The sequence below is a fragment of the Labrys sp. HAY1-8F genome, assembly GCF_056754975.1.
On the sequence record NZ_JBPGWZ010000002.1, the window covers coordinates 4912777 to 4935364 of the forward strand.

A 22588-nucleotide genomic window follows, 5' to 3' on the forward strand; every position below is an offset into this window, starting at 1 on the left:
GGCAACAGTAAAAAACAAGCAACGACAAAAGAAAAAGGGCAGCCCGAAGGCCGCCCCAATTCGCTCGTCTTCTCTTTATTGCTCGCTTAGCGGGATGCGAGACGCTCCATCTTCACCTTGGCGGTGCCGGAGGACACCATGCCGACGGCGCGGGCCGCGCCGAGGGACAGATCGAGGACACGGCCCTTGGCGAAGGGACCCCGGTCGGTGATGCGCACCACGACCTTCTTGCCGTTGCGCAGGTTCGTCACCTGCAGCTTGGTTCCGAAGGGCAGGGAGCGATGCGCGGCAGTCAGGCCGCCCGGATTGAAACGTTCGCCATTGGCCGTGCGGCGACCGCTAAATTCCTTGCCGTAGTAGGAGGCCACACCGACGGAGTCAGCATAGCTAGTTCCCGTCATCGTTAGTAGAGTAATTGCTGCGGCAAAAAATGTAGCGTTCGTCGTTTTAGACGTCATTCAGTCAAGCTCTCAAATGTTGGGGATGTGCGGGGTTATAAGGTGAATTGTGTTCTCAATATGATTGACAAAAAAGCACCGATAAGCTCAGGGACTTAGCTTTATTGTCAGAGCTGTGAGACATTAGTCTCGACTGGATTTCGAGATGAAATTCGCTTCTGATTTGAGCCGTGATGGCGCGCGCCGGCAGGGACGTGCTAAGAGCGCCGTCATGGCTCTGATTTGGACCCTCACGGACGGCAAGGCGGGCGATGCTCTGCAGTGCCTCGGCGTCGCCGAGGCGGTGCTGGCGCAGGCCGGCGGTAGCATCGTGGAACACAAGGTATCACCGCGGCGCCTGTTCGCTCTTGCCATGCCCTGGGGACCGCCTGATCCCCTCGATCTCAAGGGACTGACGCCTCCCTGGCCGGATCTGGCCATCGCCTCCGGCCGGCGTGCCGTGCGCTATCTCGCCTGGCTGAAGCGGTGCTCGCCATCGACGCTCACCGTGTTCTTGAAGGATCCGCGCACGGGAACCGGTGCGGCTGACATCATCTGGGTGCCGGCGCATGACCGCCTGCGGGGTGCCAATGTGCTGGCGACGCTGACCTCGCCGCATCGGCAGGCACCGGCCGTGTTGGCGGCGGCACGCGCGGATGTACGCGCCGAACTGTTCGCCTTGCCGCAACCGCGCGTCGCCGTGCTGGCGGGCGGCCCCTCCAAGGACGTGGCCTTTGGCAGCGATGATGTCGACGGCTTCGTCTCGGCGCTGTCACGTCTGGCCGAAAGCGGGGCGGGGCTGATGGTCACGCCCTCGCGCCGGACGCCGCCCGCCATGGCGCAGGCGATCGCGCAAGCCCTCACGGGCAAGCCGGCCTGGATCTGGGACGGGAAGGGTGCCAATCCCTATGCGGAGATGCTGGCGCTGGCCGATGCTTTCGTGGTTACCGCCGATTCAGCCAACATGCTCAGTGAGGCGGCGGCGACCGGAAAGACCATCCATGTCTATCTGCCAAAAGGCGTTCCGGCCAAGATCATGCGGCTTGTCGATGGCCTGATTGCGCACGGGGCTGTGGTGAAGTTCGATGGGCATCTTGAAAACCACCCCTATGAACCCCTAGATTCAACCCCTTTGATTGCTCAAGAAATCCTCGCGCGCCTTCGCGCTGCATCCTGATTGGAACCCCGGTATGGCTACCCGTCACTCCAAGCTCATCATCCTCGGCTCGGGCCCGGCGGGTTATACCGCAGCGATTTACGCTGCGCGCGCCAATTTGTCGCCCCTGCTGATCTCCGGCATCCAGCCCGGCGGCCAGCTCACCATCACCACCGATGTCGAGAACTATCCCGGCTTTTCCTCGGTGATCCAGGGCCCCTGGCTGATGGAGGAGATGCGCAAGCAGGCCGAGCACATGGGCACGGGCATGGTTTCCGACCATATCTCCAAGGTCGACCTGTCGCAGCGTCCTTTCCGCCTGGAAGGGGATACGGGTGACGTCTATTTCGCCGATGCCCTGATCATCGCCACCGGCGCCCAGGCCAAATGGCTGGAAATGCCGTCGGAGGAGAAATTCCGCGGCTTCGGTGTCTCGGCTTGCGCGACCTGCGACGGTTTCTTCTTCCGCAACCGCAACGTCATCGTGGTCGGTGGCGGCAACACGGCGGTGGAAGAGGCACTCTACCTCGCCAATATCGCGGCCAAGGTGACGGTGGTGCATCGGCGTGACCATTTCCGTGCCGAGAAGATCCTGCAGGATCGGCTGTTCAAGCATCCCAATATCGAGGTGGTCTGGAACAGCGCGCTCGACGAGATCGGCGGCAACGAGATCCCCCTGGGTGTCACCCACGTCAATCTGCGCAATGTCGAAACCGGCGTCGTGACCAAACACGATACGGACGGCGTCTTCATCGCTATCGGCCACAAGCCCGCCTCCGAGCTCTTTGCAGGACAGCTAACCTTCAAAAATGGCGGCTATATCCAAACCGTTGTTGGTACGACGGCGACCAGCGTGCCGGGCGTCTATGCTGCGGGTGACGTTGCCGACGACGTCTATCGTCAGGCCGTCACCGCGGCCGGCATGGGCTGCATGGCGGCGCTCGAGGCGGAAAAATGGCTTGCTGCCGAGGAAGTCCACAGGGAAGCAGCGGAATAAATCGATTTCCGCCCTAAATTCGCCACCCGTTTCAAACTTCTAGGCAATCATCATATACTCTGCGCAAATCAGATCTTCGCGCGTCGCCAAATATGACGTTGAACCAAATACGACGTTGAATTCGGGCGGCGTTGAACCGAAGCAAAGCAAGGGTCGAAGCGCAGAATCTGGAGCGGGGCTGAACTGGGTGCTTCATGGATTGGGATAAGCTCAAGGTCTTTCACGCGGCTGCGGAGGCCGGCAGCTTCACGCATGCGGGCGACGTGCTCGGATTGTCGCAGTCGGCGGTCAGCCGGCAGGTCTCCGCTTTGGAGGGGGACCTGCGCACGCCGCTGTTCCATCGCCATGCGCGCGGGCTGATCCTGACCGAACAGGGTGAGATGCTGTTCCGCACCACCCAGGATGTCATGCTCAAGCTGGAAGCAGCGATGGGCGCCCTCAGCGACAGCCGGGAAAAGCCGAATGGCGAATTGCGCCTGACCACCACGGTCGGTCTCGGCACCTATTGGCTGACGCCGCGCATCGGGGAGTTTCTCGACCTCTATCCCGATATGCGTCTCAAGCTTCTGCTGACCGAACAGGAACTCGATCTGGGCATGCGTGAAGCCGATGTCGCGCTGCGCATGCGCCAGCCCGAGCAGGGGGATCTCATCCAGCGCCGGCTTTTCACGGTGCATTTCCATGCCTATGCCGCGCCTGAATACATCAAGCGCTTCGGCCAGCCGCGCAGCATCGAGGATATCGACCGTCATCGCATCATCAGCTTCGGCGGTACGGCTGGCAGCTTTCTGCAGGCCATCAACTGGCTGAACACGGTGGGTCGTGATCCCAAGGATCCGCGCGAGCCGGTATTCGAGGTCAATAATCTGGGTGGCGTCAAGACCGCGGTGGAGAAGGGGGTCGGTCTCGCCGTGCTGCCCGATTATCTCGTCGGTCGCGAGTCGACGCTGGTCCAGGTGCTGACCGATGCGGAAATGCCGCAGCTCGAGACCTATTTCGTCTACCCCGAGGAGATGAAGAATCTGGCTCGTATCCAGGTTCTCAGGGATTTCCTGGTCAGCAAGGCCCAGCGCTGGGCCTTCTAGGCTCAAAGCGACTGATTCGAGCATCGTCGAGTTTGCACGATCTTTGTCCAGGGCAATCGCGTGAAGGCGTTTTGTCATCGTCAGCCACGACTTGCGATGCAAGTCGTGGCGGGGACGCGTTGCAGCGCGAAGCGCTGAAGTGCAGATCCGGGATCGCATGACGAAAAAAGCGCTCCTATCGGCTTGCGATCCCCGGACCAAACCATTGTTTGGTCTGACTGCGCCGCGTCATGAATGACGCAACGCGCACGGGATGACCGCATGGGGGTTCATCCGATTGCCCTAATCTTTGTCATTGCCGGACTTGACCCGATGCTTGGTTCCACGCCCGGCTTTTTGAATAGCGGGGTCAAATCCGGCTATGCCACATCGGAACGTTGCTCACTTAAGTGAATTTCGTGGCTGCTAAACCAGGTACGTCGGCCATCTTGCCTGTTTTTGCAGCAAGGGTGCATTGCGCGGCCGCCTGATCAAGGATTAGGCGAAGAGGGTGCGCATTTCAGTGGCAATTGCATCTATGCGCAGCACGCAGGGCCGGCATGTGAAAGAATGCATTGCAGCAGGGGGCCGGCAAATATAATCTCAGCCTTGTCAGACGTTCGGGCCATCATCCTCCCGGTGGCGACCTGGAGCATCTGACGTTCCCCTCTGGATGGTGACTTTTGGACTTTGTCCAAGCTACGGCCGGGTTCGTCCCGGCCGTCTTTTTTTGTCCAAAGCGCAAGACGGTAGCTTTCTACAGCCTGTTTCATCAGCACATTGCTACATGACAACTTTGTAACAACGCTGACAGGGAAAGTTTTTATTTCCGTCATTATTGGCGCGTGCCCTGATTGCAGGGCGTGATTCTGGATCGGGACGTGTCCAACCCCCTCACCACTCGATGGAAGAATGCTGCTTAGCCGGCATCTATGTACCGCTGGACGGTTCTGTCAGGATTGAACCCCGGCGAGCGCGGGAGCAGCAGGATTATGTTTTGGGCAGCTCGACCCCGGGGGGCCCGGCGCGATTTGTCCGCAAGACGACCCACTCACAAGGAACGATAGTTATGGGCATGTGGTTCGTTGTAACCATCTGAATCGCTTGGTTTCTGGGGGAGGCGCAGCATGGACCGATTCACCGGTGGTTGCCTGTGCGGCAATGTCCGAACTCGTGGCATCGGGACGCCCATATCGGGTCGGCCTTTGTCACTGTCTCGACTGCCGCAAACATCATGGGGCGCTTTTCTATGCTGCCGCCGTGTTCCCTCAGGAGGCGGTGACGATCGGTGGCGAGACCCGTGACTATGCGGGGCGGTTTTTCTGTCCTCGCTGCGGCTCGTCTGTTTTCGCCCGCAGCGGGGACGAAATCGAAGTGCATCTGGGGACCCTCGATGCTCCTGACCAGTTGATGCCGACCTATGAAAGTTGGACCGTCCGTCGCGAGTCGTGGTTGCCGTCGTTTCCGCTCGCGAAACGATATGAGCATGATCGTGAAGCCACGGGCCGCTTCGAGGACGAGGGCTAAAGCATTTTCCGGAAAAGTTGACAGACTTTTCGATTAAGAAAACGCGCCAAAGCAAAGAATTAGAGAAGAATGACGATTCGGAGAAAAGCCATTCTTCTCTAGAAAAATTGCGATTTCCGCGAATCGCGATTTTTCATGCCGGAAGACCGGCCTTTCGGCAGCCGTCGACGAAATGCTCGAGTGTCGTGGCGTCGCGGAAGGGCTCCGTCTCGGCCCAATGGCGGATTGTGAAATGCGGGTTGCCGACGAGAAACAGTTCGACTTCCGCGCGGGCTTCGTCAAGCCGGCCCAGTTGGGCAAGGCTTGCCGCGAGGAAACGGCGCGAACTTGTACGATAGGTCTCGTCCCGGCGCAGGGTCTCGATCGCAGCTTCGTAGTCGCCGGCGGCATATTGCGCCTGGCCGAGCGTCAGATAGTACCAGCTCGCCGGAAACGAGTTCAGCCTGAAAGCCTTGCGGATATGCTCGAGGCCTTCCTCGACCCGCCCGGCCAGGACCGAGATGTCGGATAAAACAGCCCAGATGTCGGCCTCGTTCGGGTCGAGTTCGATTGCCTTGGCGAATTGAGCATCCGCCTCGGCGAAGCGGCGCTCATAGGCAAGCAGGTAAGCCAGGACCCACCGGCACCCGGCATCGTTTGGACCGAGCTCTACGGCCTTGCGTGCCAGCTCCAATGCAATGCCGCGGGACGCTTCGGTTGGCCCGCCCGAATGCACCCATCCCATCCAATGGTTCATGGCAAGCCAGCGGTACGGCTCCGCATAATCAGGATCGAGCGAAACCGCGCGCATGAGCATCAGATGCGCTTCCTGAGCCGTCTGCGGCGAATCATCCATCAATTTGCGCGCCCGCACGCACAGATCGTAGGCCTCGAGATTTCTGGGTGCATTGCGTGGTAGCGGTGCGCGCAGCCGGCCGAGCAAAGCTTCCACGATCTTGCCGGTGACCTCGTCCTGAACGGCAAAGATGTCTTCCAGGCCGCGGTCGAAGCGCTCCGCCCACAGATGGTCACCACTCACCGCGTCGACCAGCTGCGCGTTGATGCGCACGCGTCCGGCAGCGCGTCTTGCGCTGCCCTCCAGCAGGTAGCGCACGCCCAAATCCTGCGCGATGCCGCGTACGTCCATTGCCTTTCCCTTATAGGCAAAGGCCGAGTTGCGGGCGATGACGAACAGGCCCGAGATCCCCGACAGGTCGGTGATCAGGTCCTCGGTCAGCCCGTCGGTGAAGGATTCCTGCTCGGGATCGTTGCTGACATTCACGAAGGGCAGCACGGCTATCGATGGTTTGCCGGGCAAAGGCAGGGGCTTTCGCTGCTCTCGACCAAGCTGTTCGACGGCGCCGGTGAACCGGTAGCCGACGCGAGGAACCGTGACGATCCATTCGCCACCATCGGCGGCCGGGCCGAGGAGCTTGCGCAGTTGCGCGATCTGGACGGTGAGATTGCCTTCCTCGACCGCCATGCCCGGCCAGGCCGCATCCATCAACGCGGCCTTGCGCAGGATCTCGCGGGGGTTTTCGACGAGGGCCGCGAGCAACTTCAACCCGCGATAGCCAACGGCAACGGGAGCCTCGTCCCGAAGGAGCGTTCCCGCGCCGGAATCGAGCACGAACGGACCAAAGGCAAAGCGCGATCCCTGCATGGGGCGCAATCTATAGCTCTTTTGGAAGTTTTGAGAACTATTTGGGAAAGCTTAAGTACGACGCCGTTCGTATCCCGCAGAATTCAACCTCATTCAGGTCGAGGGTCCCCGGACCCGAACCCTATGGAGGTTGTCATGAACGATATTCCCACCCTTGGTTCGGCGCCGCATCAGGCGGCATGGTCAGGACCGTGTGACATGCCGCGCCGGCGCTTCAGCCTGGAGATGCTGCCGAGAATGATCGCGGCCTGGCGCAAGCGGATCTATTTTCGCAGGGACCTGGAGGAAATGGCGAAAGCCAATCCCCATTTGATCGACGATATCGGCATGAAGAAGTGGCAAGTCGAGACAGAGATCGCCAAGCACTTCTGGGAACGATAGGGGAATGTTCCGGCAACGCCCCCAGCCTGTCGAGGGGTATCTGGGAGTCCGGCTTTCGCCGACTGAAATCCCGCTCAGATGATAAGCGGCTTGACAGGCGAGCCTTCGCTCGGCCACTTCCTCGCCATGGCCGAGATCAAGACCCTTTTCGTTACCAAGCTCTACCGTGCCGAACTCGACGAGGCGCAGGCGCCGCTCGCCGAGATCGACGCAACCTGCCGCTCCCTTGCCGAAGACGACGAGGCCGGTCAGGCCTGGTGCCACAAGCACGGCTATCCAGGCTATACCTCCTACGCTTCCCTGAACGACCTGCCCTGGCGCTTTCCGGCGATCAAGCAACTTGTGAAGGCGCTCGATGGCCATGTCGCTGTCTTTGCCAAGGAGCTCGAATTCGATCTTGGCCGCGACAAGCTCAAACTCGACGACATCTGGGTCAATGTGCTGCCGGAGGGCGGTGTGCACACCTCGCATATCCACCCGCGCTCGGTGATCTCGGGCACCTATTATGTGGCCACGCCCAAGGGCTCCAGCGCGCTCAAGCTGGAGGATCCGCGGCTCGGCCTGATGATGGCGGCACCCCCGCGCAAGGCCAAGGCTGGCGGGGAACAGCGGCCCTTCGTCTATGAGGCGCCCCAGGCCGGCACGGTGCTGCTGTGGGAGAGCTGGCTGCGCCACGAGGTGCCGATCAACCAGGCGGACGAGGAGCGAATCAGCGTCAGCTTCAATTATCGCTGGCGCTGAGGCGGGCCCGACTCAATAGGTAGCGCGGCCGCCAGAGGCATCGAAGACCGCGCCGGTGGCAAAGGAGCATTCTTCGCTCGCGAGCCAGGCGATCATGGAAGTGACTTCATCGACCTTGCCGAACCGGCCCATCGGGATCTTGGACAGCATGTAGTCGATATGGGCCTGCGCCACCTGCTTGAGAATGGGCGTATCGATCGTGGCCGGCGCGATGACATTGGCGGTGACGCCGCTCTTCGCCAGTTCCTTGCCCAGCGCCTTGGTGAAGCCGATCACCGCGGCTTTCGAGGCCGAATAGGCCGAAGCGGTCGGATTGCCTTCCTTACCCGCAATCGAGGCCAGATTGACGATGCGGCCATAGCCGCGCTTCTTCATCATCGCCGCGATGAAACGGTTGGCATAGAACAAGCCGTTCACATTGATCTCGAAGATGCGCTTCCATTCGTCGATCGGATAGTCGATCACCGGTGCGTTGCGCCCGGCGACACCGGCCGAGCAGATGAGCGCATCGATCTGGCCGAGATGGCGTTCGGAGGTCTTGGCGGCGGCCTCCACCGCCTCCGGATTGGTGACGTCGACCACTAGGCCAAAAGTGCCCGAGCCGATCTGCGCTTTCGCCGCGTCGATACGGGTGGCGTCGACGTCCCAGATCATGATCCGACCGCCCTCGGCGGCAATGCGCCTGGCGCTGGCGAGGCCGATGCCGGACGCCCCGCCGGTGATGACGGCGCTTCGGCCTTTGAAACGATCGGCGAAGAGGGCCATGGCAGCGCTTTCTCCCGATGGTGACGGCAGGATGACATCCTATTGCACCGCCGCCGCCCTGCAAGCCGGAAATCCTCCCATTTCTCGCGCCGGTTCATTTCCTCAAAGATTGCCTCCGACCCGCACGACCTGGCTGTCGCGGGCGATGCTGACGGGAGTAACGATGCCCTGATGCTGGATCAGAGTCCAACAGGCCGCGGCATTCCCCGCCGCGCCCCTGCAATCGGGATGACTGGCCCAGCGCGTGGCGAAGAGCGCCTTTACCGCAGGGTTGCGCACGGACAGATTACCGAAACGCTCGACGCGCCCAAGGCTGATGCCGACGCTCCTGAAGGCGTCGTAAGGCAATTCGCTGCAATAGATGGCGTCCGGATCGAGGCGAAAATAGAGATCATAGGGCCGGCCGAGATAGGTCCGCGCCGCTGCGACGGCGGCATCCGCCTTGGCTGGAACGAGCTGGCGCAGCCTGTAAACGGCGAAGCGGCCCTTCGCGCCGCGGGCAAGGAAAGCCTTGAGCGGTGTTTGACGAACGACATCGGCCGCCTCGATCACCACCGGTCCTGCGGGCGTGAGGGAGATGATGCCCATATGCGTGTAGGTGCTGCCCGAGGCCAGGCGGATCGCCTCGCTCTGCGGGCTTTTCGATTGCTGGAAGACAAGGTCGCCCTGACGCAAGGGGGGGAGGTTTTCTGCCAGAGCCTGGCCTGCCGTCAGCGCAAGGGCGATCGAGAGAAGGGTTGTTGCGCGCATCGGCCCTCCGGCATTGTGGCGCGAAGGGTAGGCAACGGAACGCTGCCTGTCGAGCCTGCATGGTATGGAAAATCCGTGCATGTTCGTGATGCTGCCACGCGAACGCAGACCGCTCCTCTGTTCGAAACGCCGCTTCTTGGGGAGCAAGATTGACCTTCCCTTGCGTCTTCGCGTCGGGCTATGAAACCTATATGGCTTCGCGGGAGGTTCCATGCTGTCGAAACGCGATTTCGTGACGCTCGCCATCGCAGGGGGGGCATCAGCCGCCACGGGTATCGCCAGCCGTACCGGCTCTTCGCAAATCCTCGTCTTCGTCATCGGCGCCGTGGCTCTTGCCGGGCTAGCCTCGCTGATCGGCGAGGCCACCGACCATCTCGGGCGCTATCTCAGCCCGGCCGCCACTGGCATCGTGCAATCGGCGGTCGGCAATCTGCCGGAATTGTGCGTGTGCATCTTCGCGCTGCGGGCCGGGCTGATCGAGGTGGTGCAGGCTTCGCTGATCGGCTCGATCCTCGGCAACAGCCTGCTGGTGCTCGGCATCGCCTTCATCGCCGGCAGCGCCCGCCACAAGGTGCTGGTCTTCGATGCGGCGGGGCCGCGTATGATCGCGGCGCTGCTGCTTCTGGCCGTTTCCGCGCTGATGCTGCCGACGCTGGCTTCGGTGATGCATCTGCCGGCGGGCGCCCATGAAGACAAGCTGGCGTTGGTCTGTGCCGGTGTCCTGCTCCTGGTCTTCCTGGTTTCCGTCAAGGTCATGCTCGGCGGCAGCGAGCGCACTGTGCCGGCCGAGGCGCATGGCCAGCAGGAGGCCGGCTGGCCGCTCTGGCTGGCATTGACCATCCTGGCTCTCGCCGGCGTCGCCGCCCTGTTCGTGTCCGACTGGTTCGTCGAGGCGTTGAACCCGGCCATCGAGACGCTCGGCATTTCCCAGGCCTTCGCTGGCCTTGTCATCGTGGCGATCGTTGGCAATGCGGTGGAGAATGTCGTGGGCATCCAGTTCGCCCTGCGCAACCAGGCCGAACTCGCCATAAGCGTGATCCTGAACTCCTCGCTGCAGGTGGCGCTCGCCCTGATTCCCGTGCTGGTCTTCGTCAGCTACGCCATGGGCGGGACGCCCTTCACCCTGGTGATCCCGCCGATGCTGGCCGTGGCCCTGATGCTGTCGGCCATCATCGGCGTGGTCGTCACGGCGGACGGCCGGGCCGACATGGCGGATGGCGCTGCCCTTATCGGGCTCTACGTCATCATCGCCGCGATCTTCTGGTGGGGGTAGGGCGCTTGGCAGCGCCCTACCGGCTCAGGCGAACCACGCCTTTTCGGCGACCCGCTGGTCGCACATGTCGAAACGGGCGTGGGGCGCCACGCCCGCCACCTTCTTGGCGTAGCCGTCGAGATAATCGCTGACGGCAAAACAGATCGTGCCGCCGTCATCGTGGATCATTGTCTGGGCCTCGGCATACATCGCCTTTCGCTTGGCCTCGTCCTCCTCCACGCGTGCGGCGATCACCAGCTTGTCGAAATCCGGACGCCGCCAATGGGTGTCGTTCCAGGCAGCGTTCGACAGGAAGGTCTGCGAAAGCTGAATGTCGATAGCGGGGCGATCGGCCCAGTAGACGGCGCAGAAGGGTTCCTTCAGCCAGATGTTCGCCCAATAGCCGTCGGACGAGACGCGCGTGACCGTGAGCTCGATGCCGGCCTGCTTCATAGCCTCCTGATAGAGCACCCCCGAGTCGGTGGCGCCGCTGAAGGCGCCCTCGGATACCTTGAGCTCCAGCTTGGGGCTGCCGGCCTTCTTGTAGTGGAAGGCGGCCTTCTCGGGATCGTAGGGTGTCTGCGCCAGGTCCTTGGCGAAGTATTTGTTCGTCGGGCTGATGGTGATGTCGTTACCGACCGTGGCATAGCCCTGATAGACGGTATCGACGATCTTCTTGCGGTCGATGCCATATTTGAGGGCCCAGCGCAGGTCCGCATTGGCAAAGGGCTCGGTGTCACACAGCGCCACGAAGCAATAGCGATTGCCGGTGCCCTTGGTCTGCACCACGCTCACATCGGGCGAGCCAGTCACCAGGTCCATGGTCTTGGGATCGAGCCGGTTGACGGCATCGACCTGGCCCGAGATAAGCGCCTGCAGGCGCGACGCTGAATCGCCGATATATTGCAGTTCGACGGCGTCGAAATTGCCGCAGCCCTCCTTCCAGTAATGGCCGCTGTTCTTGGTGACCACGCGCACGCCGGGCTCGAACACTTCAAGCTTGTAGGCACCCGTGCCATCCGGCTTGGAGAAATCCTTGAATTCGTTGGGAATGCCGAGGATGTGGAAATCGGTGAGATTGTAGGGCAGGTTGAGATTGCCCTCGCCCAGGGTGATCTGGATCTGGCTGGGCGAGAGCTTCTTGATTTCGGTGATACCAGACAGCACATCCTTGGCGGCGGATTTGGTGTCGCCGCGATGCAGGTTGATCGAATAGATGATGTCGTCGGCATCCAGCGTCTTGCCGGAATGGAAGGTGACGCCCTTGCGCACATTGAAGATCCATTCCTTGGCGCCGGGCTTGTATTCCCAGCTCTCCAGCAATTCGCCGACCGCGTTGCCATTCTTGTCGACTTCGATTAGTCCGTTCCAGATCTGGTAGCTGTAACTGACAGGGATGGAATCGGCGACGGCGCGCGGATCGAGGGTGTCGGATGCCGAGCCGCCCTCCATGCCAAGCCGCAGCGTGCCGCCCTTCTTAGGCGTCTCGGCGGCCAGGGCCGGCCCTCCGAAAGGTCCGATCAGGCCGTAGCCGAGGCCGAGCGCGGCGGCTCCTTTCATCAGTTCGCGGCGATCCACGATCAAGCCTTGCGCTCCCGACTTGCCGATCCTGTCTGTCATGCCTGGCCTTCCCCTGTGATGGACGGATGGGCTTGGCCGCGGGCGGCATACCCCTCACCTGACCATCGTGTTGCCTTGGGTCCGTTACGAATGACCCATAAGCGACGCTGCCTTTGGAGGGGGCGACGATATCGCGTCTTTGCTGGCTCCAAGGGAGAGACGAGAACCGAGGGGCTTTCGGCCGGGCCTGGCGCGGTGTAGGTTGAAAGCCCGAGGTGCCCGGCGAACCATGCCCGGCTGACCCTCGCGCGAAGGCTGATGCCACGCGCCCAAAGTGCGGATCGAAAGCCCTATCCCCATTTTCTGGCCCACTCGTGCCGCCGCCTGGCGTTGCGAGCTCTATCCGAACCCTTGTCATCATTATCGAGAGGAGATCGAGCCTTGTCTCAGATCGAACGTTTCGTCGTCGTCACCGGGGGCCCGGGGTCAGGCAAGACCAGCCTGATTTCGGCCGTGGCGGCCGAGGGGCTGCGTGCCATGCCCGAAGCGGGCCGCGCCATCATCCAGGATCAGGTCGCCATTGGCGGCAATGCCTTGCCATGGGCCGACCGCGCGGCCTTCGCCGAACTGATGCTGGCGTGGGATCTGCGTTCCTATCGTGAAGCGCGGGGGCTCGACGGCCTGGTGCTGTTCGATCGCGGCATTCCCGACGTGATCGGTTATCTCCAGCTTTGCGGCTTGCCGGTGCCGGAGCCGACCCGGAAGGCCGCCGCGCTCCGGCGCTATCGTGCGCAAGTCTTCATCGCGCCGCCCTGGCCGGCGATCTATGCCGGCGATACCGAGCGCAAGCAGAGCCTGGAGGAGGCGCAGGCGACATATGAGGCCATGCTGCGGGTCTATGCCGGCCTCGGTTACGAACTGGTGTCGCTGCCGCTCCTGCCGATCGCCGAGCGGGTGTCATTCATGTTGCGAGAACTGGGGCAGGGCGCATGAGGCGCTGGTTCAGAAGGTCAGCCATGCTTTGTTCGATCTGGCGAAGCCGGGACGGAAGCTGCTATAGCCTGACCATTGCACGCCGTCCGGTCGGCGAAACAAGCATATTCAGGATAATATTCCGGAACGAGGAAACTCCCCGTGTCAGCTTTGCCCCGTGAGGCCGATAGGCCTGGCGACGTCGATTCCGCCTATTCCTGGCTGCGTCTGGTTCTCACTCTCATCCTTGGTACGGTGGCTTGTGTCGGCAACTGGTCAGTGGTGGTCGTGCTGCCGACCCTGCAAGTGGAGTTCGACACGCTGCGGGGCGGTGCCTCCTTGCCCTATACCTGCACCATGCTGGGGTTTGCCGTGGGCGGGGTCGTCATGGGCCGCCTGGCCGATAGGGCCGGCATCGTCGTGCCGATCCTGATCGGGGCGGTGCTGCTCTGCGCTGGCTATGTGCTGGCCGCCTTCACCTCCAATATCTGGCAGTTCGCTGCCCTCTCGATTGTGATCGGCCTGGGTTCGGCTGCCGGTTTCGCCCCGCTGATCTCAGACCTTTCGCATTGGTTTCGCAAGCGCCGGGCGCTGGCGGTGACGTTTGCAGCTTCGGGCAGCTATCTTGCGGGCGCCGTCTGGCCGCTGGTGATCGAGCACTTCCAATCCGATTATGGCTGGCGTGCCACCCATATCGGCATCGGCCTGTTCGCGCCTGTTGCAATGGTGCCGCTCGCTTTGGCGTTGACCCGCCGGCCCGCGACCACCACTTATGCGGCTGCCGAGGCCGCGACGGAGGCCGCCCGCGGAGAACTCGGTCTTTCGGCGAATGCCCTGCAGGCGATCCTGGTGGTGGCCGGCTTTGCCTGCTGCATGGCGATGTCGATGCCGCAGGTTCACATCGTCGCCTATTGCGGGGATCTGGGCTATGGCGTGGCCATCGGGACCCAGATCATCGCGCTCATGCTGGGCCTGGGCGTCGTCAGCCGCCTTGCTTCCGGCGTGGTGGCCGATCGCATCGGCGCCGGGCCGATGCTGCTGATCGGCTCCGCCATGCAAGGGGCGGCGCTGCTGCTCTATCTCTTCTTCAACAGCCTCTCTTCGCTCTGGGTGATCTCGGGCCTGTTCGGCCTGTTCCAGGGCGGCATCGTGCCGATGTATGCGGTGATCATCCGCCAATTCCTGCCGCCGCGCGAGGCCGGTGCCCGCATCAGCCTGGTGCTGATGGCAACCGTGCTCGGCATGGCCTGCGGGGGGCTCGCTTCGGGCTTCATCTATGACGCCACCCAGTCCTACCGGCTCGCCTTCCTGCACGGCTTCCTGTGGAATGTGGTGAACCTCGTCCTCGTGGGCTGGCTGATCCTCTGGCCGAAACGGCGCCAGCGCAGCAAGGCGGCAATGGCGCGCTGAGCAGCCTTTGCCGGCCGCTCAGTCGTTCATGGCGATATCCGTCAGCAGGAAGCCCGCGGCTGTCCTGGTGAACACGAAGATGTTGTCACCACAGCCGATGGAAAAGGTGTGGTTGCCGTCTCCATCGCGATCATGGACCGGCTTTTCGCGCTGCAGGCAGGCTCGGGTCTTGGCGGTGAAATCAGGCTGGTAGACCTTGGCACGGAACTGCGCGGCATCCGCGATGGCGGCGTCATTCTGAAATGGCAGTTTCGCCATGCCGGCGATGGCTGCTGCATCATTGGCCTTCAGCGCAGCCCGGAATTTCGCGATGAAGCCGTTGAATTCCTTCTGTGCGGCGGCAGATGCCGCCGCGCTTTTCGGCGCCTGGGCGGAGGCCGGGATGATGGACAGCAAGGCGGCTGCCAGCGCGACACACGATACCAGTTTCATCATCACGCTTCCCCTCCGCCGACTGTTTTGAAGCCTACACCCGCGCCGCGAACCGTCAATCCCTCGCGCCTTCCCCTGTGTGTACGGCGGACCAAGTCCCGTGCAGTTCACTCGTGAGGTTTCGAGTCTGCAGAACCTTTGTCGTTGCCGGGTCAAGCCCGGTTATGACAAATCGGAGTGTCTCCTCCTCAAATGAATTGCATTGGGACTAAGCCGCCGACTTCAGGCGGTCGATCGCGCCGTCGAGGCGGGCGGCGAGCGCGGCGCTTACCGGGGTCATCGGCAGCCGCAATTCCCCGCTGTCGATCAGGCCCGTGCGCCAGAGCCAGTACTTGAGCGCAGCGGGATTGGGTTCGGCAAAGAGCAGCGGCACAAGCTCGGCAAGGGAGCGCCAGGCGATGTCGGCGGCCGGTTCATCGCCGAGAGCGAAGGCGTCTCGGATGGCGATGAAGCTGGCGGTCTCGAGATGGGCGGAGGCGAGGATGGCACCATCCGCGCCGGCAGCCAGGGCAGCGTGGTAGAAGGCATCCTCGCCCGTCAGCACGGAAAAGCCGGGTGGCCGGAGCCGGATCAACTCGGCCGATTGGGCGGGATCGGCGCAGCAATCCTTGGCGCCGACGATGTTGGGCCGTTCGGCGAGCCTGAGCATCGCCTCATTGCCCAGATTTACGCCGGTGCGGTAGGGAATGTTGTAGATCAGGATCGAGTGCTGGGTGCTATCCGCCAGCGCATTGAAATGGGCAATCAGCCCGGCTTGGGACGGCCTGCTGTAATAGGGGCAGGCAATAAGGCAGCCCTCGATCGGCCAGTCTCCCAGGCGGGGGAGCCGCTTGGCGAGCTTGCGTGTATCGCTGCCCGAAAGGCCGAGATAGAGCGGCAGTCGGCGGCCTTGCCGGGCAAGCTCGTCGGCGCTGACCTCGACAAGCTGCCGCGTTTCATCCTCGTCCAGTGTCAGGCTTTCGCCCGTGGTGCCGGCGAGAACGAGGCCATCCAGTTCGAGCGTGCCGTAATGGCGGATGAGACGTCTCAGCGAGGTCTTGTCGAGCGCGCCGTCGCGGAAGGGCGTGATCAAGGGCAACCACAAGCCCTGCGGGGAGGCCAGCGATCGGGCGGAAGAAGAGGGGATTTCCATGGAGCATCTCCGATTTGCCGGAGACGGCAGCAAAAAAGAACCCCGTCGAACCGGCGGGGTACATTTTCGATCTTGGTTCGCTGCTTATGGCGCGCGCGACGATCACCTGCCCCCGATGAGGAGGTGCTGTTTCGAAGCGGAAAAGGCGATGTAAGCGCAGGCCATGCTTTAAACTGACAGGGGGGTCAGTGCCTTGTCAAGCGGGTCACTCCCGTCGTGTATGGGCATCATTCCCGGGAGCGCGGATGTTCTTGCCCGTTCTTGGAAGTGCTGTGTCTGTTGGAAAGATGCGGATCGTCCGGCACTCACTCGAGTGTCGTCCGACACTCACTCGAGTGCCGCGGGGACGTCCGCGCTCTTTGAGGCGGCATTTCATCGGGACGCAAAAAACACGGAAGAACAGGAAGTTGACGATGGAATTTGATGTAATCGGCGACATCCACGGCCATGCCGATGCATTGCACAGGCTGCTGGCGAAGCTCGGCTACCGCGAGGCGAGCGGGGTCTATCGGCATGCCGACCGCAAGACGATCTTCCTGGGCGATTTCATCGATCGCGGGCCGGAACAGGTCGAGGTCCTGCGTGTCGTCCGCGCCATGGCCGGAGCGGGGACGGGCCGAGCGATCATGGGCAACCACGAGTTCAACGCTCTCGGCTGGGCCACGCCGGACGGCGCCGGTGGCTTCCTCCGGCCCCACACCGAAAAGAACGAGAAGCAGCATGCCGCCTTTCTCGCGCAGATCGGACAGGGATCACCGGCCCATCGCGAGGCATTGACCTGGTTTGCGTCCTTGCCGGTGTGGCTTGATCTCGGCGGCCTGCGGATCGTGCACGCCTGCTGGCATGGAGCCTCGCAGGCCTGCCTGGCCGCGACCTGTCTCGATGCAGACGGATGCTTTCATGACGAGGGCCTGCGCAAGGCCTATCGCGGGGGCACGCCGGAACATCTCGCCGCCGATATCCTGCTCAAGGGGCCGGAGGTGCGGCTGCCCGGCGGGCACTCTTTCCGCGACAAGGACGGCCACACCCGGCACGAGGCTCGCCTGCGTTGGTGGGATCGGGCGGCGACGACTTTCCGGCTCGCGGCCCTGGGGCTGGATGAACGAAGAAGCGAACTGCCCGACGATCCCATACAGTCCGATTATCACTATCAAGAATCCGTGCCGGTGATGTTCGGCCATTACTGGATGTCGGGCCGGCCGCAATTGTTGTCGCCAACGGCGTCGTGCCTTGATTTCAGCGTTGCCAAGGGCGGTGTGCTGACCGCCTATCGCTGGTCCAGCGAAGCGGTTCTCTCCAACGACAAGCTTGTTTGGGTGGCGGCCTGAAGGCTCACGCGAAACGTCGCACCCCGCGAAGCGGCTTTGACATCAAACTGTCATAATGAGAAGGAGAGCACTGAAAGCGCAGGCAAAATCGACGCTGCGCTTTGCCGGCCCCTCCTTTGCGTATCACCGGTCAGCGGCCCCTTTGCCGTCTGTCGGGCGCTCGATGTCCTGAAGTCGCTCCCCCATGGAATTGCAACTCCCCGTCTTCCTGGCCGTGCTGACCGCGGCGGCCCTGCATGCCGGGTGGAACGCGCTGGTCAAGATCAAGCTCGACCCCTTCCTGGCGATGACGCTGATCGCGGTGTCCTGCGGGGTCATCGCCTTGCCGGCGCTGGCGATCACCGGGCTGCCCAACAAGGAAGCCTGGATGTGGGTGGCCCTGTCGACGGTTCTGCACCTTGGCTATTACCTCTTCCTGGCCGAGGCCTATCGTCGTGCCGACATGAGCCAGGTCTATCCAATTGCCCGCGGAGCCGCGCCGCTGGCCACGACGGCGATTTCCCTGGTTTTCATTCATGATCCGATGACCCTGGGCAACGTCGCCGGCATTGCCGTGCTTGGGTTGGGGGTCCTGCTGATTTCGCTCAAGGGGCAGCGCGGCTCACTGGTCCCGAACCGGACAGCCGTGATCTATGCCCTGCTCACCGCCGTCACCATCTCGCTCTACACCATCGTCGACGGCATCGGCGCACGTGCTGCGGGGAGCCCCAATTCCTATGCGGCCGCACTCTTCACGCTCGATGCCTATCCGATGCTGGCGATATGCCTTTGGCGCAAGGGGTGGACGGGCGTGCGTCCCGCCTTGAAATTCCTGGTGCCGGGATTCGCAGGCGGGGCGATGTCGCTCGCCGCCTATTGGATCGTGATCTGGGCGATGACGGTGGCGCCGATCGCCCTGGTTGCCGCCACGCGCGAGACCAGCGTGCTGTTCGGCGGCCTGATCGCCATGGTCTTCCTGAAAGAGCCCCTTACACCGGTGCGCGGGTTGTCTGCCCTGCTGATCCTGGGGGGCCTCGTGCTGATGCGGCTGGGGTAGGAGGCGGAGCGGCTGGGACGTCCGCGGTCCCAGCCTTGGCGTTATCGGAGCGGAGAAGGTGAGGCCTTCTCCGCCCGTACCCTCACAGCAATCCGTTCGTCTTCAAAATGGCGTCGGCATTGTCCTTGGTGATGGTCTGCGTATCCAGCACCAGCTTCTTCTCGACCGTCCCGCCGCCCAGCATCTTCAAAGCCTGACGCAGGCCCTCGGCGCCGGGCGTCGGATAGAGGAAGGTGGCGGCGAGTACGCCATCATGCACATATTTGACGCCCTCATTGGGCAGGCCGTCGACACCGACGAACAGGATGTTCTTTTCCCGGCCGGCATCCTTGGCGGCGAGATAGGCGCCATAGGCCATGGGATCGTTGTGGCCATAGACCAGGTTGATGTCCTCGAAATTACGCAGGGCCGTCGACATCACTTCATAGGCCTTGGCCTGCTTCCAATCGGCCGATTGCTGGTTGAGCAGGTGCTTGATGCCGCTCTCCTTGTCCGCCTTCTCATGATAGCCGTTGGAGCGGTCATGGCTCGCCTGCGTGCCGAGGCCGCCCCAGATTTCGACCACATTGCCCTTGGCCTTGCCGGTCCCGCCCAGGGTCTTGACCACGAAGTCGCCGACCGCCCGGCCGATCACCACATTGTCGCCGCCGATCCACTGGGTGTATTTCTCGGAATTGACGTTGCGGTCGAGCACGAAGACCGGGATCTTGGCGTCCATGGCCTTTTCGACCACGGCGGTCAGGCCGGCCGATTCCTTCGGGCTGATCAGGATGGCGTCGACCTCCTGGGTGATGAAGCTCTCGGTGTCCGACACCTGCTTCTCGGTCTTGTCCTCGGCATCGGCCATCAGGAGCTTGACGTTCGCATGCTTCTCGGCCTCGGCCTTCAGATCCTTGTTGAACTGGACGCGCCAGGGTTCGAGCGTCGTCGCCTGCGAAAAGCCGATCGTATATTTCTTGTCGTCGGCGAGGGCGCGCGGCGTCCAGCCGGCAGGGATCAGCATGGCGCCGCCGCTGGCGAGCGCGGCGTGGATGAAGCTTCGGCGATTGATCATGGGGTTTCCTCCAGCTTGTTATAGGTCTTCTCATCCTGTGCCTCGGCTCGCGGGCTCGTGCGGAGCGACGCGAAGATCTGGCCAAGATTGCGTTCCTGCAGCAGTACGGTGAGGATGATGATCAGCCCCTTCATCACCAATTGGACGTTGGTGGAGATGTTGTGAAGCTGCAGGATATTGGTGAGCAGTCCGAAGATGAGTACGCCGACCAGCGTGCCGGCCAGGCTCCCGCGTCCGCCCATCAGGCTGGTGCCGCCGATCACCACGGCGGCGATGGCGTCGAGTTCGAGGCCGACACCGGCATCAGGCTTGCCCTGGCGGTATTGCGCCACATAGAGCACGCCGGCGATGCAGGCGAGCATGCCTGAGAAAGCATAGGTTGCGATCTTCACCGGTGTGACGGCGATGCCGGAGAGGCGCGTCGCTTCCTCATTTCCGCCGATGGCATAGACATAGCGGCCGAAGGCGGTGAATTTCAGCACCACCATGAACAGGGTGAGCGCGGCGAGGAAGAACAGGCCCGGCACCGGCAGCACGCCCCAGAGCACGGCGCGCAGGAGATCGATGTCGGTGGTGGCGTTGGTGCCGGAATAGACGGCGACCACGGCGCTGTCCTGGCCGGCGACCAGGCGTGCAAGGCCAAGCATCGTCACCATCATGGCCAAGGTGACGATGAAGGGCTGCAGGCGGCCGCCGACGATGATGGCGCCATTGAGCGCGCCGACCGCGAGCCCGATGCAAGAGACGGCAATCAGTACGCCGGGCATACCGAACTGGCTGCCGGCCTGGGAGGCGAGCCAGAGTGTCAAAAGCCCTGCGACGACGATGCCTGCGACGAGGGGCAGCCAGATTGCCGAGAGTGTGGATCTACGGCGGCTTCGATGGATTGGCGCCGCCGTTGTGGCGGATCTGCCCGCGCCGAGCTGAGCGGAGACGAAGGAGACGATCAGGGCGACGCCGACCATCGCGACCAGGAAGGTTACGGGCAGGGCGATGCCGGCTGCCACGGTGAGGCCCGGTTGCGTCAGCAGCAGCGCGGCCAGCACGGTGCCCAAGGCCAGGATCGAGCCGACGGAGAGATCGATACCGCCGATCAGGATCACCATGGTCATGCCGACGGCGACCAGGCCGGTGATCGAAACCTGGCGAAGTACGTCCGAGAGATTGCCGGAGGTCAGGAAGATGTTTCGCCCCTTGGAAGTGACCGGCGAAAAGGCGACGCCGATCAGGAAGAGGGCGGCGAGGCCCCAATACAGCTTGGTCCGCGACAGAAGTCTCAGAAAGGTCATTGACGGCTCGTTGACGGCTCATTGGGGGCAGGTGGGAAAGGTGAAATTCCGGCGGATACGGCAGAGAGCTCGGGTAGGGCGGCGGACCGCCTCGGCGAAGCAAGGGTCATGATCGCCTCCTCGCTGGCCTCCCGGCGCTCGAGGATGCCGGCCTGGCGCCCTTCCTGCATGACGAGGACGCGATCGGAGAGCAGCAGCAATTCGGGCAGTTCGGAGCTGACGACAAGGATGGCCATGCCCTGCCCGGCGAGGCGGAAGATCAGGTCGTAGATCTCCTTCTTGGCGCCTATGTCGATGCCGCGCGTCGGCTCGTCGAGCAGCAGGATGCGCGGGCCGATGGCAAGCCATTTGCCGATCACCACCTTCTGCTGATTGCCGCCGGAGAGCTGGCCGACGATCTGTTCGTCCGAACGGCAGCGCACGGAAAGGCTATCGATCGCCTCGCGGGCAAGCCGGGTTTCCAGGCCGTCATCGCGTAGGCCAAGGCGTCGCTGCAGCGGCTGGGAGGGCAGGGAGACATTGTCGCGAATGGTCGATTGCAAGAGGAGCCCGGTTGCCTTGCGGTCCTCCGTCACCAGAGCTAGGCCGTGCCGGATGGCCTGGCGCGGATTGTCGATCCGAACCTCTTCGCCGTCGACCAGGATGCGGCCCTCGCGCCGTCCACTGCTCGCGCCGAAGATGGTTTCCAGAATTTCGGTGCGGCCGGAACCGAGCAGGCCGGCAATGCCGAGGATCTCGCCGCGATGCAGGCTGAAGGAAACGCCGCGCAACACGCGTTTCCAACCGCCGCGCACCTGGGGCAGGCTCAGGCCGAGACCGTGCACGGCGAGGGCTTCGGTGGAGCGATCGGGCGTATGGGGCGGCGTGGCAAGGCTGAGGTCGCGCCCGACCATGCTGGCGATGATGCGTTCGGGCGTCAGCTCCGTCATGGGGGCCGTCAGCACGCGCCGCCCGTCGCGCATCACCGTGACGCGGTCGGCGAGCAGGGAGACTTCGTCCATGCGGTGGCTGATATAGACGATGCCAACGCCCGAGGCGGCGAGCTTTCGGATGATCCCGAACAGGCGCTCGCACTCGCTTGGCGACAGGGCCGAAGTCGGCTCGTCCATGATCAGGACCCGCGCCTCCAGCGAGAGGGCCTTGGCGATCTCGACCAGTTGCTGCTCGCCGACCCGCAGCGACCCCACACGTGCTTCGGGATCGAGGGCGACGCCGAAGCCCGTCAACAGGTCGGCGGCGGCGCGGGCAAGAGCGCGCCGGTCAACGAACAGGCCGGCAATGCGAGGTTCGCGGCCGAGAAAGATGTTCTCGGCCACGCTCATTTCGGGAATGAGATTGAGCTCCTGATGGATGATGGCGATGCCGGCAGCCTGGGCGTCTCGTACCGAGGCAAAGCGCAGGCCACGGCCCTGGCTGAACAAGTTGCCGTCGAACTCCGTCAGGATACCGCTGACGATCTTCATCAGGGTGGACTTGCCGGCGCCGTTCTCACCGACGAGCGCATGCACCTCTCCGGCCGCGACCGAGAAGTCGACATCGTACAGGACGGGGACGCCTGCGAACCGTTTGGAGATGCCTCGCGCCTCCAGCGCAGCATCACTCGGTTCGAGCCGGGTGGCGAGCATTGTGCGTTTCCAAAAGTGCTTTGTTTCGGACACCCTTG

Annotated in this window: 20 protein-coding genes and 1 pseudogene; 11 read left to right on the forward strand and 10 right to left on the reverse strand. The window is 62.9% G+C overall.

The genetic code is table 11. The features are described 5' to 3' along the window. Positions 1 to 86 precede the first annotated feature (86 nt). On the reverse strand, positions 87 to 458 hold the full coding sequence (locus ACR9ZN_RS31790; protein ID WP_434955593.1) for a septal ring lytic transglycosylase RlpA family protein: 372 nt from the start codon (positions 456 to 458) through the stop codon (positions 87 to 89). Positions 459 to 669: 211 nt separating this feature from the next. Between ACR9ZN_RS31790 and ACR9ZN_RS31795 the strand changes: the two genes are divergently transcribed. The 4 genes and pseudogenes from ACR9ZN_RS31795 to ACR9ZN_RS31810 all read left to right on the forward strand — a co-directional run bounded on the left by ACR9ZN_RS31795 (position 670) and on the right by ACR9ZN_RS31810 (position 5181). After that, positions 670 to 1614, forward strand: coding sequence for a mitochondrial fission ELM1 family protein (locus ACR9ZN_RS31795; protein ID WP_454813281.1), 945 nt, complete (start codon positions 670 to 672; stop codon positions 1612 to 1614). A 13-nt stretch (positions 1615 to 1627) separates the two neighbouring features. Continuing rightward, positions 1628 to 2590 (forward strand): thioredoxin-disulfide reductase, encoded by a 963-nt coding sequence (gene trxB / locus ACR9ZN_RS31800; protein ID WP_434955595.1) that lies wholly within the window; start codon positions 1628 to 1630, stop codon positions 2588 to 2590. Positions 2591 to 2784: 194 nt separating this feature from the next. Beyond that, positions 2785 to 3675, forward strand: a complete 891-nt coding sequence (locus ACR9ZN_RS31805; RefSeq protein WP_434955596.1) for a LysR family transcriptional regulator — start codon at positions 2785 to 2787, stop codon at positions 3673 to 3675. A gap of 1106 nt (positions 3676 to 4781) precedes the next feature. Continuing rightward, a pseudogene (locus ACR9ZN_RS31810) lies at positions 4782 to 5181 on the forward strand (GFA family protein). Positions 5182 to 5314: 133 nt separating this feature from the next. Here the strand turns inward: ACR9ZN_RS31810 and ACR9ZN_RS31815 are convergent. Then, on the reverse strand, positions 5315 to 6823 hold the full coding sequence (locus tag ACR9ZN_RS31815) for a winged helix-turn-helix domain-containing tetratricopeptide repeat protein (protein WP_454813283.1): 1509 nt from the start codon (positions 6821 to 6823) through the stop codon (positions 5315 to 5317). A 135-nt stretch (positions 6824 to 6958) separates the two neighbouring features. Between ACR9ZN_RS31815 and ACR9ZN_RS31820 the strand changes: the two genes are divergently transcribed. Further along, entirely contained in the window at positions 6959 to 7204 is a 246-nt protein-coding gene (locus tag ACR9ZN_RS31820) for a DUF1127 domain-containing protein (protein WP_454813284.1), read from the forward strand. Positions 7205 to 7294: 90 nt separating this feature from the next. Beyond that, entirely contained in the window at positions 7295 to 7945 is a 651-nt protein-coding gene (locus ACR9ZN_RS31825; RefSeq protein ID WP_454813285.1) for a TIGR02466 family protein, read from the forward strand. Positions 7946 to 7957: 12 nt separating this feature from the next. Here ACR9ZN_RS31825 and ACR9ZN_RS31830 read toward each other — a convergent pair whose 3' ends face one another. Both ACR9ZN_RS31830 and ACR9ZN_RS31835 read right to left on the reverse strand, forming a co-directional pair. Continuing rightward, the gene (locus ACR9ZN_RS31830; protein WP_434955601.1) at positions 7958 to 8710 is read right to left on the reverse strand and encodes an SDR family NAD(P)-dependent oxidoreductase; all 753 of its coding nucleotides are present in this window, start codon (positions 8708 to 8710) and stop codon (positions 7958 to 7960) included. 102 nt (positions 8711 to 8812) lie between these two features. Beyond that, positions 8813 to 9460, reverse strand: coding sequence for a YiiX/YebB-like N1pC/P60 family cysteine hydrolase (locus tag ACR9ZN_RS31835; protein WP_454813286.1), 648 nt, complete (start codon positions 9458 to 9460; stop codon positions 8813 to 8815). Positions 9461 to 9671: 211 nt separating this feature from the next. Here ACR9ZN_RS31835 and ACR9ZN_RS31840 point away from each other — a divergent pair, with 211 nt between their 5' ends. Then, entirely contained in the window at positions 9672 to 10733 is a 1062-nt protein-coding gene (locus tag ACR9ZN_RS31840; RefSeq protein WP_434955603.1) for a calcium:cation antiporter, read from the forward strand. 24 nt (positions 10734 to 10757) lie between these two features. On the opposite strand, the gene ACR9ZN_RS31845 is transcribed toward ACR9ZN_RS31840, so the two are convergent. Further along, positions 10758 to 12332 (reverse strand): ABC transporter substrate-binding protein, encoded by a 1575-nt coding sequence (locus ACR9ZN_RS31845; protein ID WP_454813287.1) that lies wholly within the window; start codon positions 12330 to 12332, stop codon positions 10758 to 10760. 381 nt (positions 12333 to 12713) lie between these two features. On the opposite strand from ACR9ZN_RS31845, the gene ACR9ZN_RS31850 reads away from it, so the two are divergent. Together ACR9ZN_RS31850 and ACR9ZN_RS31855 are read left to right on the forward strand one after the other, a co-directional pair. Continuing rightward, on the forward strand, positions 12714 to 13265 hold the full coding sequence (locus tag ACR9ZN_RS31850) for an AAA family ATPase (RefSeq protein ID WP_454813288.1): 552 nt from the start codon (positions 12714 to 12716) through the stop codon (positions 13263 to 13265). 141 nt (positions 13266 to 13406) lie between these two features. Beyond that, the gene (locus ACR9ZN_RS31855) at positions 13407 to 14654 is read left to right on the forward strand and encodes an MFS transporter (RefSeq protein WP_434955606.1); all 1248 of its coding nucleotides are present in this window, start codon (positions 13407 to 13409) and stop codon (positions 14652 to 14654) included. Between the two features lie 18 nt (positions 14655 to 14672). Here ACR9ZN_RS31855 and ACR9ZN_RS31860 read toward each other — a convergent pair whose 3' ends face one another. Both ACR9ZN_RS31860 and dapA read right to left on the reverse strand, forming a co-directional pair. Further along, positions 14673 to 15089 carry a hypothetical protein gene (locus ACR9ZN_RS31860; RefSeq protein ID WP_454816713.1) on the reverse strand — a complete coding sequence of 139 codons (417 nt, stop codon included), beginning with the start codon at positions 15087 to 15089 and terminating at the stop codon, positions 14673 to 14675. 205 nt (positions 15090 to 15294) lie between these two features. After that, positions 15295 to 16218: a 4-hydroxy-tetrahydrodipicolinate synthase gene (dapA, locus tag ACR9ZN_RS31865; RefSeq protein WP_454813289.1), complete on the reverse strand. Its 924-nt coding sequence runs from the start codon at positions 16216 to 16218 to the stop codon at positions 15295 to 15297. A 413-nt stretch (positions 16219 to 16631) separates the two neighbouring features. Between dapA and ACR9ZN_RS31870 the strand changes: the two genes are divergently transcribed. Both ACR9ZN_RS31870 and ACR9ZN_RS31875 read left to right on the forward strand, forming a co-directional pair. Further along, on the forward strand, positions 16632 to 17546 hold the full coding sequence (locus ACR9ZN_RS31870; protein WP_481274115.1) for a metallophosphoesterase: 915 nt from the start codon (positions 16632 to 16634) through the stop codon (positions 17544 to 17546). A 184-nt stretch (positions 17547 to 17730) separates the two neighbouring features. After that, the gene (locus tag ACR9ZN_RS31875; RefSeq protein WP_481274116.1) at positions 17731 to 18582 is read left to right on the forward strand and encodes an EamA family transporter; all 852 of its coding nucleotides are present in this window, start codon (positions 17731 to 17733) and stop codon (positions 18580 to 18582) included. Positions 18583 to 18664: 82 nt separating this feature from the next. Here ACR9ZN_RS31875 and ACR9ZN_RS31880 read toward each other — a convergent pair whose 3' ends face one another. Genes ACR9ZN_RS31880 through ACR9ZN_RS31890 form a run of 3 tightly spaced genes read right to left on the reverse strand, consistent with a single transcriptional unit; the run spans position 18665 to position 22550 of the window. Beyond that, positions 18665 to 19633, reverse strand: coding sequence for a substrate-binding domain-containing protein (locus ACR9ZN_RS31880; protein ID WP_481274412.1), 969 nt, complete (start codon positions 19631 to 19633; stop codon positions 18665 to 18667). Next, a complete protein-coding gene (locus ACR9ZN_RS31885; RefSeq protein ID WP_441773752.1) occupies positions 19633 to 20925 on the reverse strand; it encodes an ABC transporter permease in 1293 nt (430 codons plus the stop codon). Before ACR9ZN_RS31885 ends, ACR9ZN_RS31880 begins: the two co-directional genes overlap by 1 nt. Then, positions 20922 to 22550 carry a sugar ABC transporter ATP-binding protein gene (locus ACR9ZN_RS31890; protein WP_481274117.1) on the reverse strand — a complete coding sequence of 543 codons (1629 nt, stop codon included), beginning with the start codon at positions 22548 to 22550 and terminating at the stop codon, positions 20922 to 20924. Before ACR9ZN_RS31890 ends, ACR9ZN_RS31885 begins: the two co-directional genes overlap by 4 nt. Between the last annotated feature and the right edge of the window lie 38 nt (positions 22551 to 22588).

Bases quoted from the DNA above. Each gene is read 5' to 3' on its own strand.
- ACR9ZN_RS31790 (WP_434955593.1), bottom strand. From the start codon at position 458: ATGACGTCTAAAACGACGAACGCTACATTTTTTGCCGCAGCAATTACT.
- ACR9ZN_RS31795 (WP_454813281.1), top strand. From the start codon at position 670: ATGGCTCTGATTTGGACCCTCACGGACGGCAAGGCGGGCGATGCTCTG.
- trxB (WP_434955595.1), top strand. From the start codon at position 1,628: ATGGCTACCCGTCACTCCAAGCTCATCATCCTCGGCTCGGGCCCGGCG.
- ACR9ZN_RS31805 (WP_434955596.1), top strand. From the start codon at position 2,785: ATGGATTGGGATAAGCTCAAGGTCTTTCACGCGGCTGCGGAGGCCGGC.
- ACR9ZN_RS31815 (WP_454813283.1), bottom strand. From the start codon at position 6,823: ATGCAGGGATCGCGCTTTGCCTTTGGTCCGTTCGTGCTCGATTCCGGC.
- ACR9ZN_RS31820 (WP_454813284.1), top strand. From the start codon at position 6,959: ATGAACGATATTCCCACCCTTGGTTCGGCGCCGCATCAGGCGGCATGG.
- ACR9ZN_RS31830 (WP_434955601.1), bottom strand. From the start codon at position 8,710: ATGGCCCTCTTCGCCGATCGTTTCAAAGGCCGAAGCGCCGTCATCACC.
- ACR9ZN_RS31835 (WP_454813286.1), bottom strand. From the start codon at position 9,460: ATGCGCGCAACAACCCTTCTCTCGATCGCCCTTGCGCTGACGGCAGGC.
- ACR9ZN_RS31840 (WP_434955603.1), top strand. From the start codon at position 9,672: ATGCTGTCGAAACGCGATTTCGTGACGCTCGCCATCGCAGGGGGGGCA.
- ACR9ZN_RS31845 (WP_454813287.1), bottom strand. From the start codon at position 12,332: ATGACAGACAGGATCGGCAAGTCGGGAGCGCAAGGCTTGATCGTGGAT.
- ACR9ZN_RS31860 (WP_454816713.1), bottom strand. From the start codon at position 15,089: ATGATGAAACTGGTATCGTGTGTCGCGCTGGCAGCCGCCTTGCTGTCC.
- dapA (WP_454813289.1), bottom strand. From the start codon at position 16,218: ATGGAAATCCCCTCTTCTTCCGCCCGATCGCTGGCCTCCCCGCAGGGC.
- ACR9ZN_RS31870 (WP_481274115.1), top strand. From the start codon at position 16,632: ATGGAATTTGATGTAATCGGCGACATCCACGGCCATGCCGATGCATTG.
- ACR9ZN_RS31875 (WP_481274116.1), top strand. From the start codon at position 17,731: ATGGAATTGCAACTCCCCGTCTTCCTGGCCGTGCTGACCGCGGCGGCC.
- ACR9ZN_RS31885 (WP_441773752.1), bottom strand. From the start codon at position 20,925: ATGACCTTTCTGAGACTTCTGTCGCGGACCAAGCTGTATTGGGGCCTC.
- ACR9ZN_RS31890 (WP_481274117.1), bottom strand. From the start codon at position 22,550: ATGCTCGCCACCCGGCTCGAACCGAGTGATGCTGCGCTGGAGGCGCGA.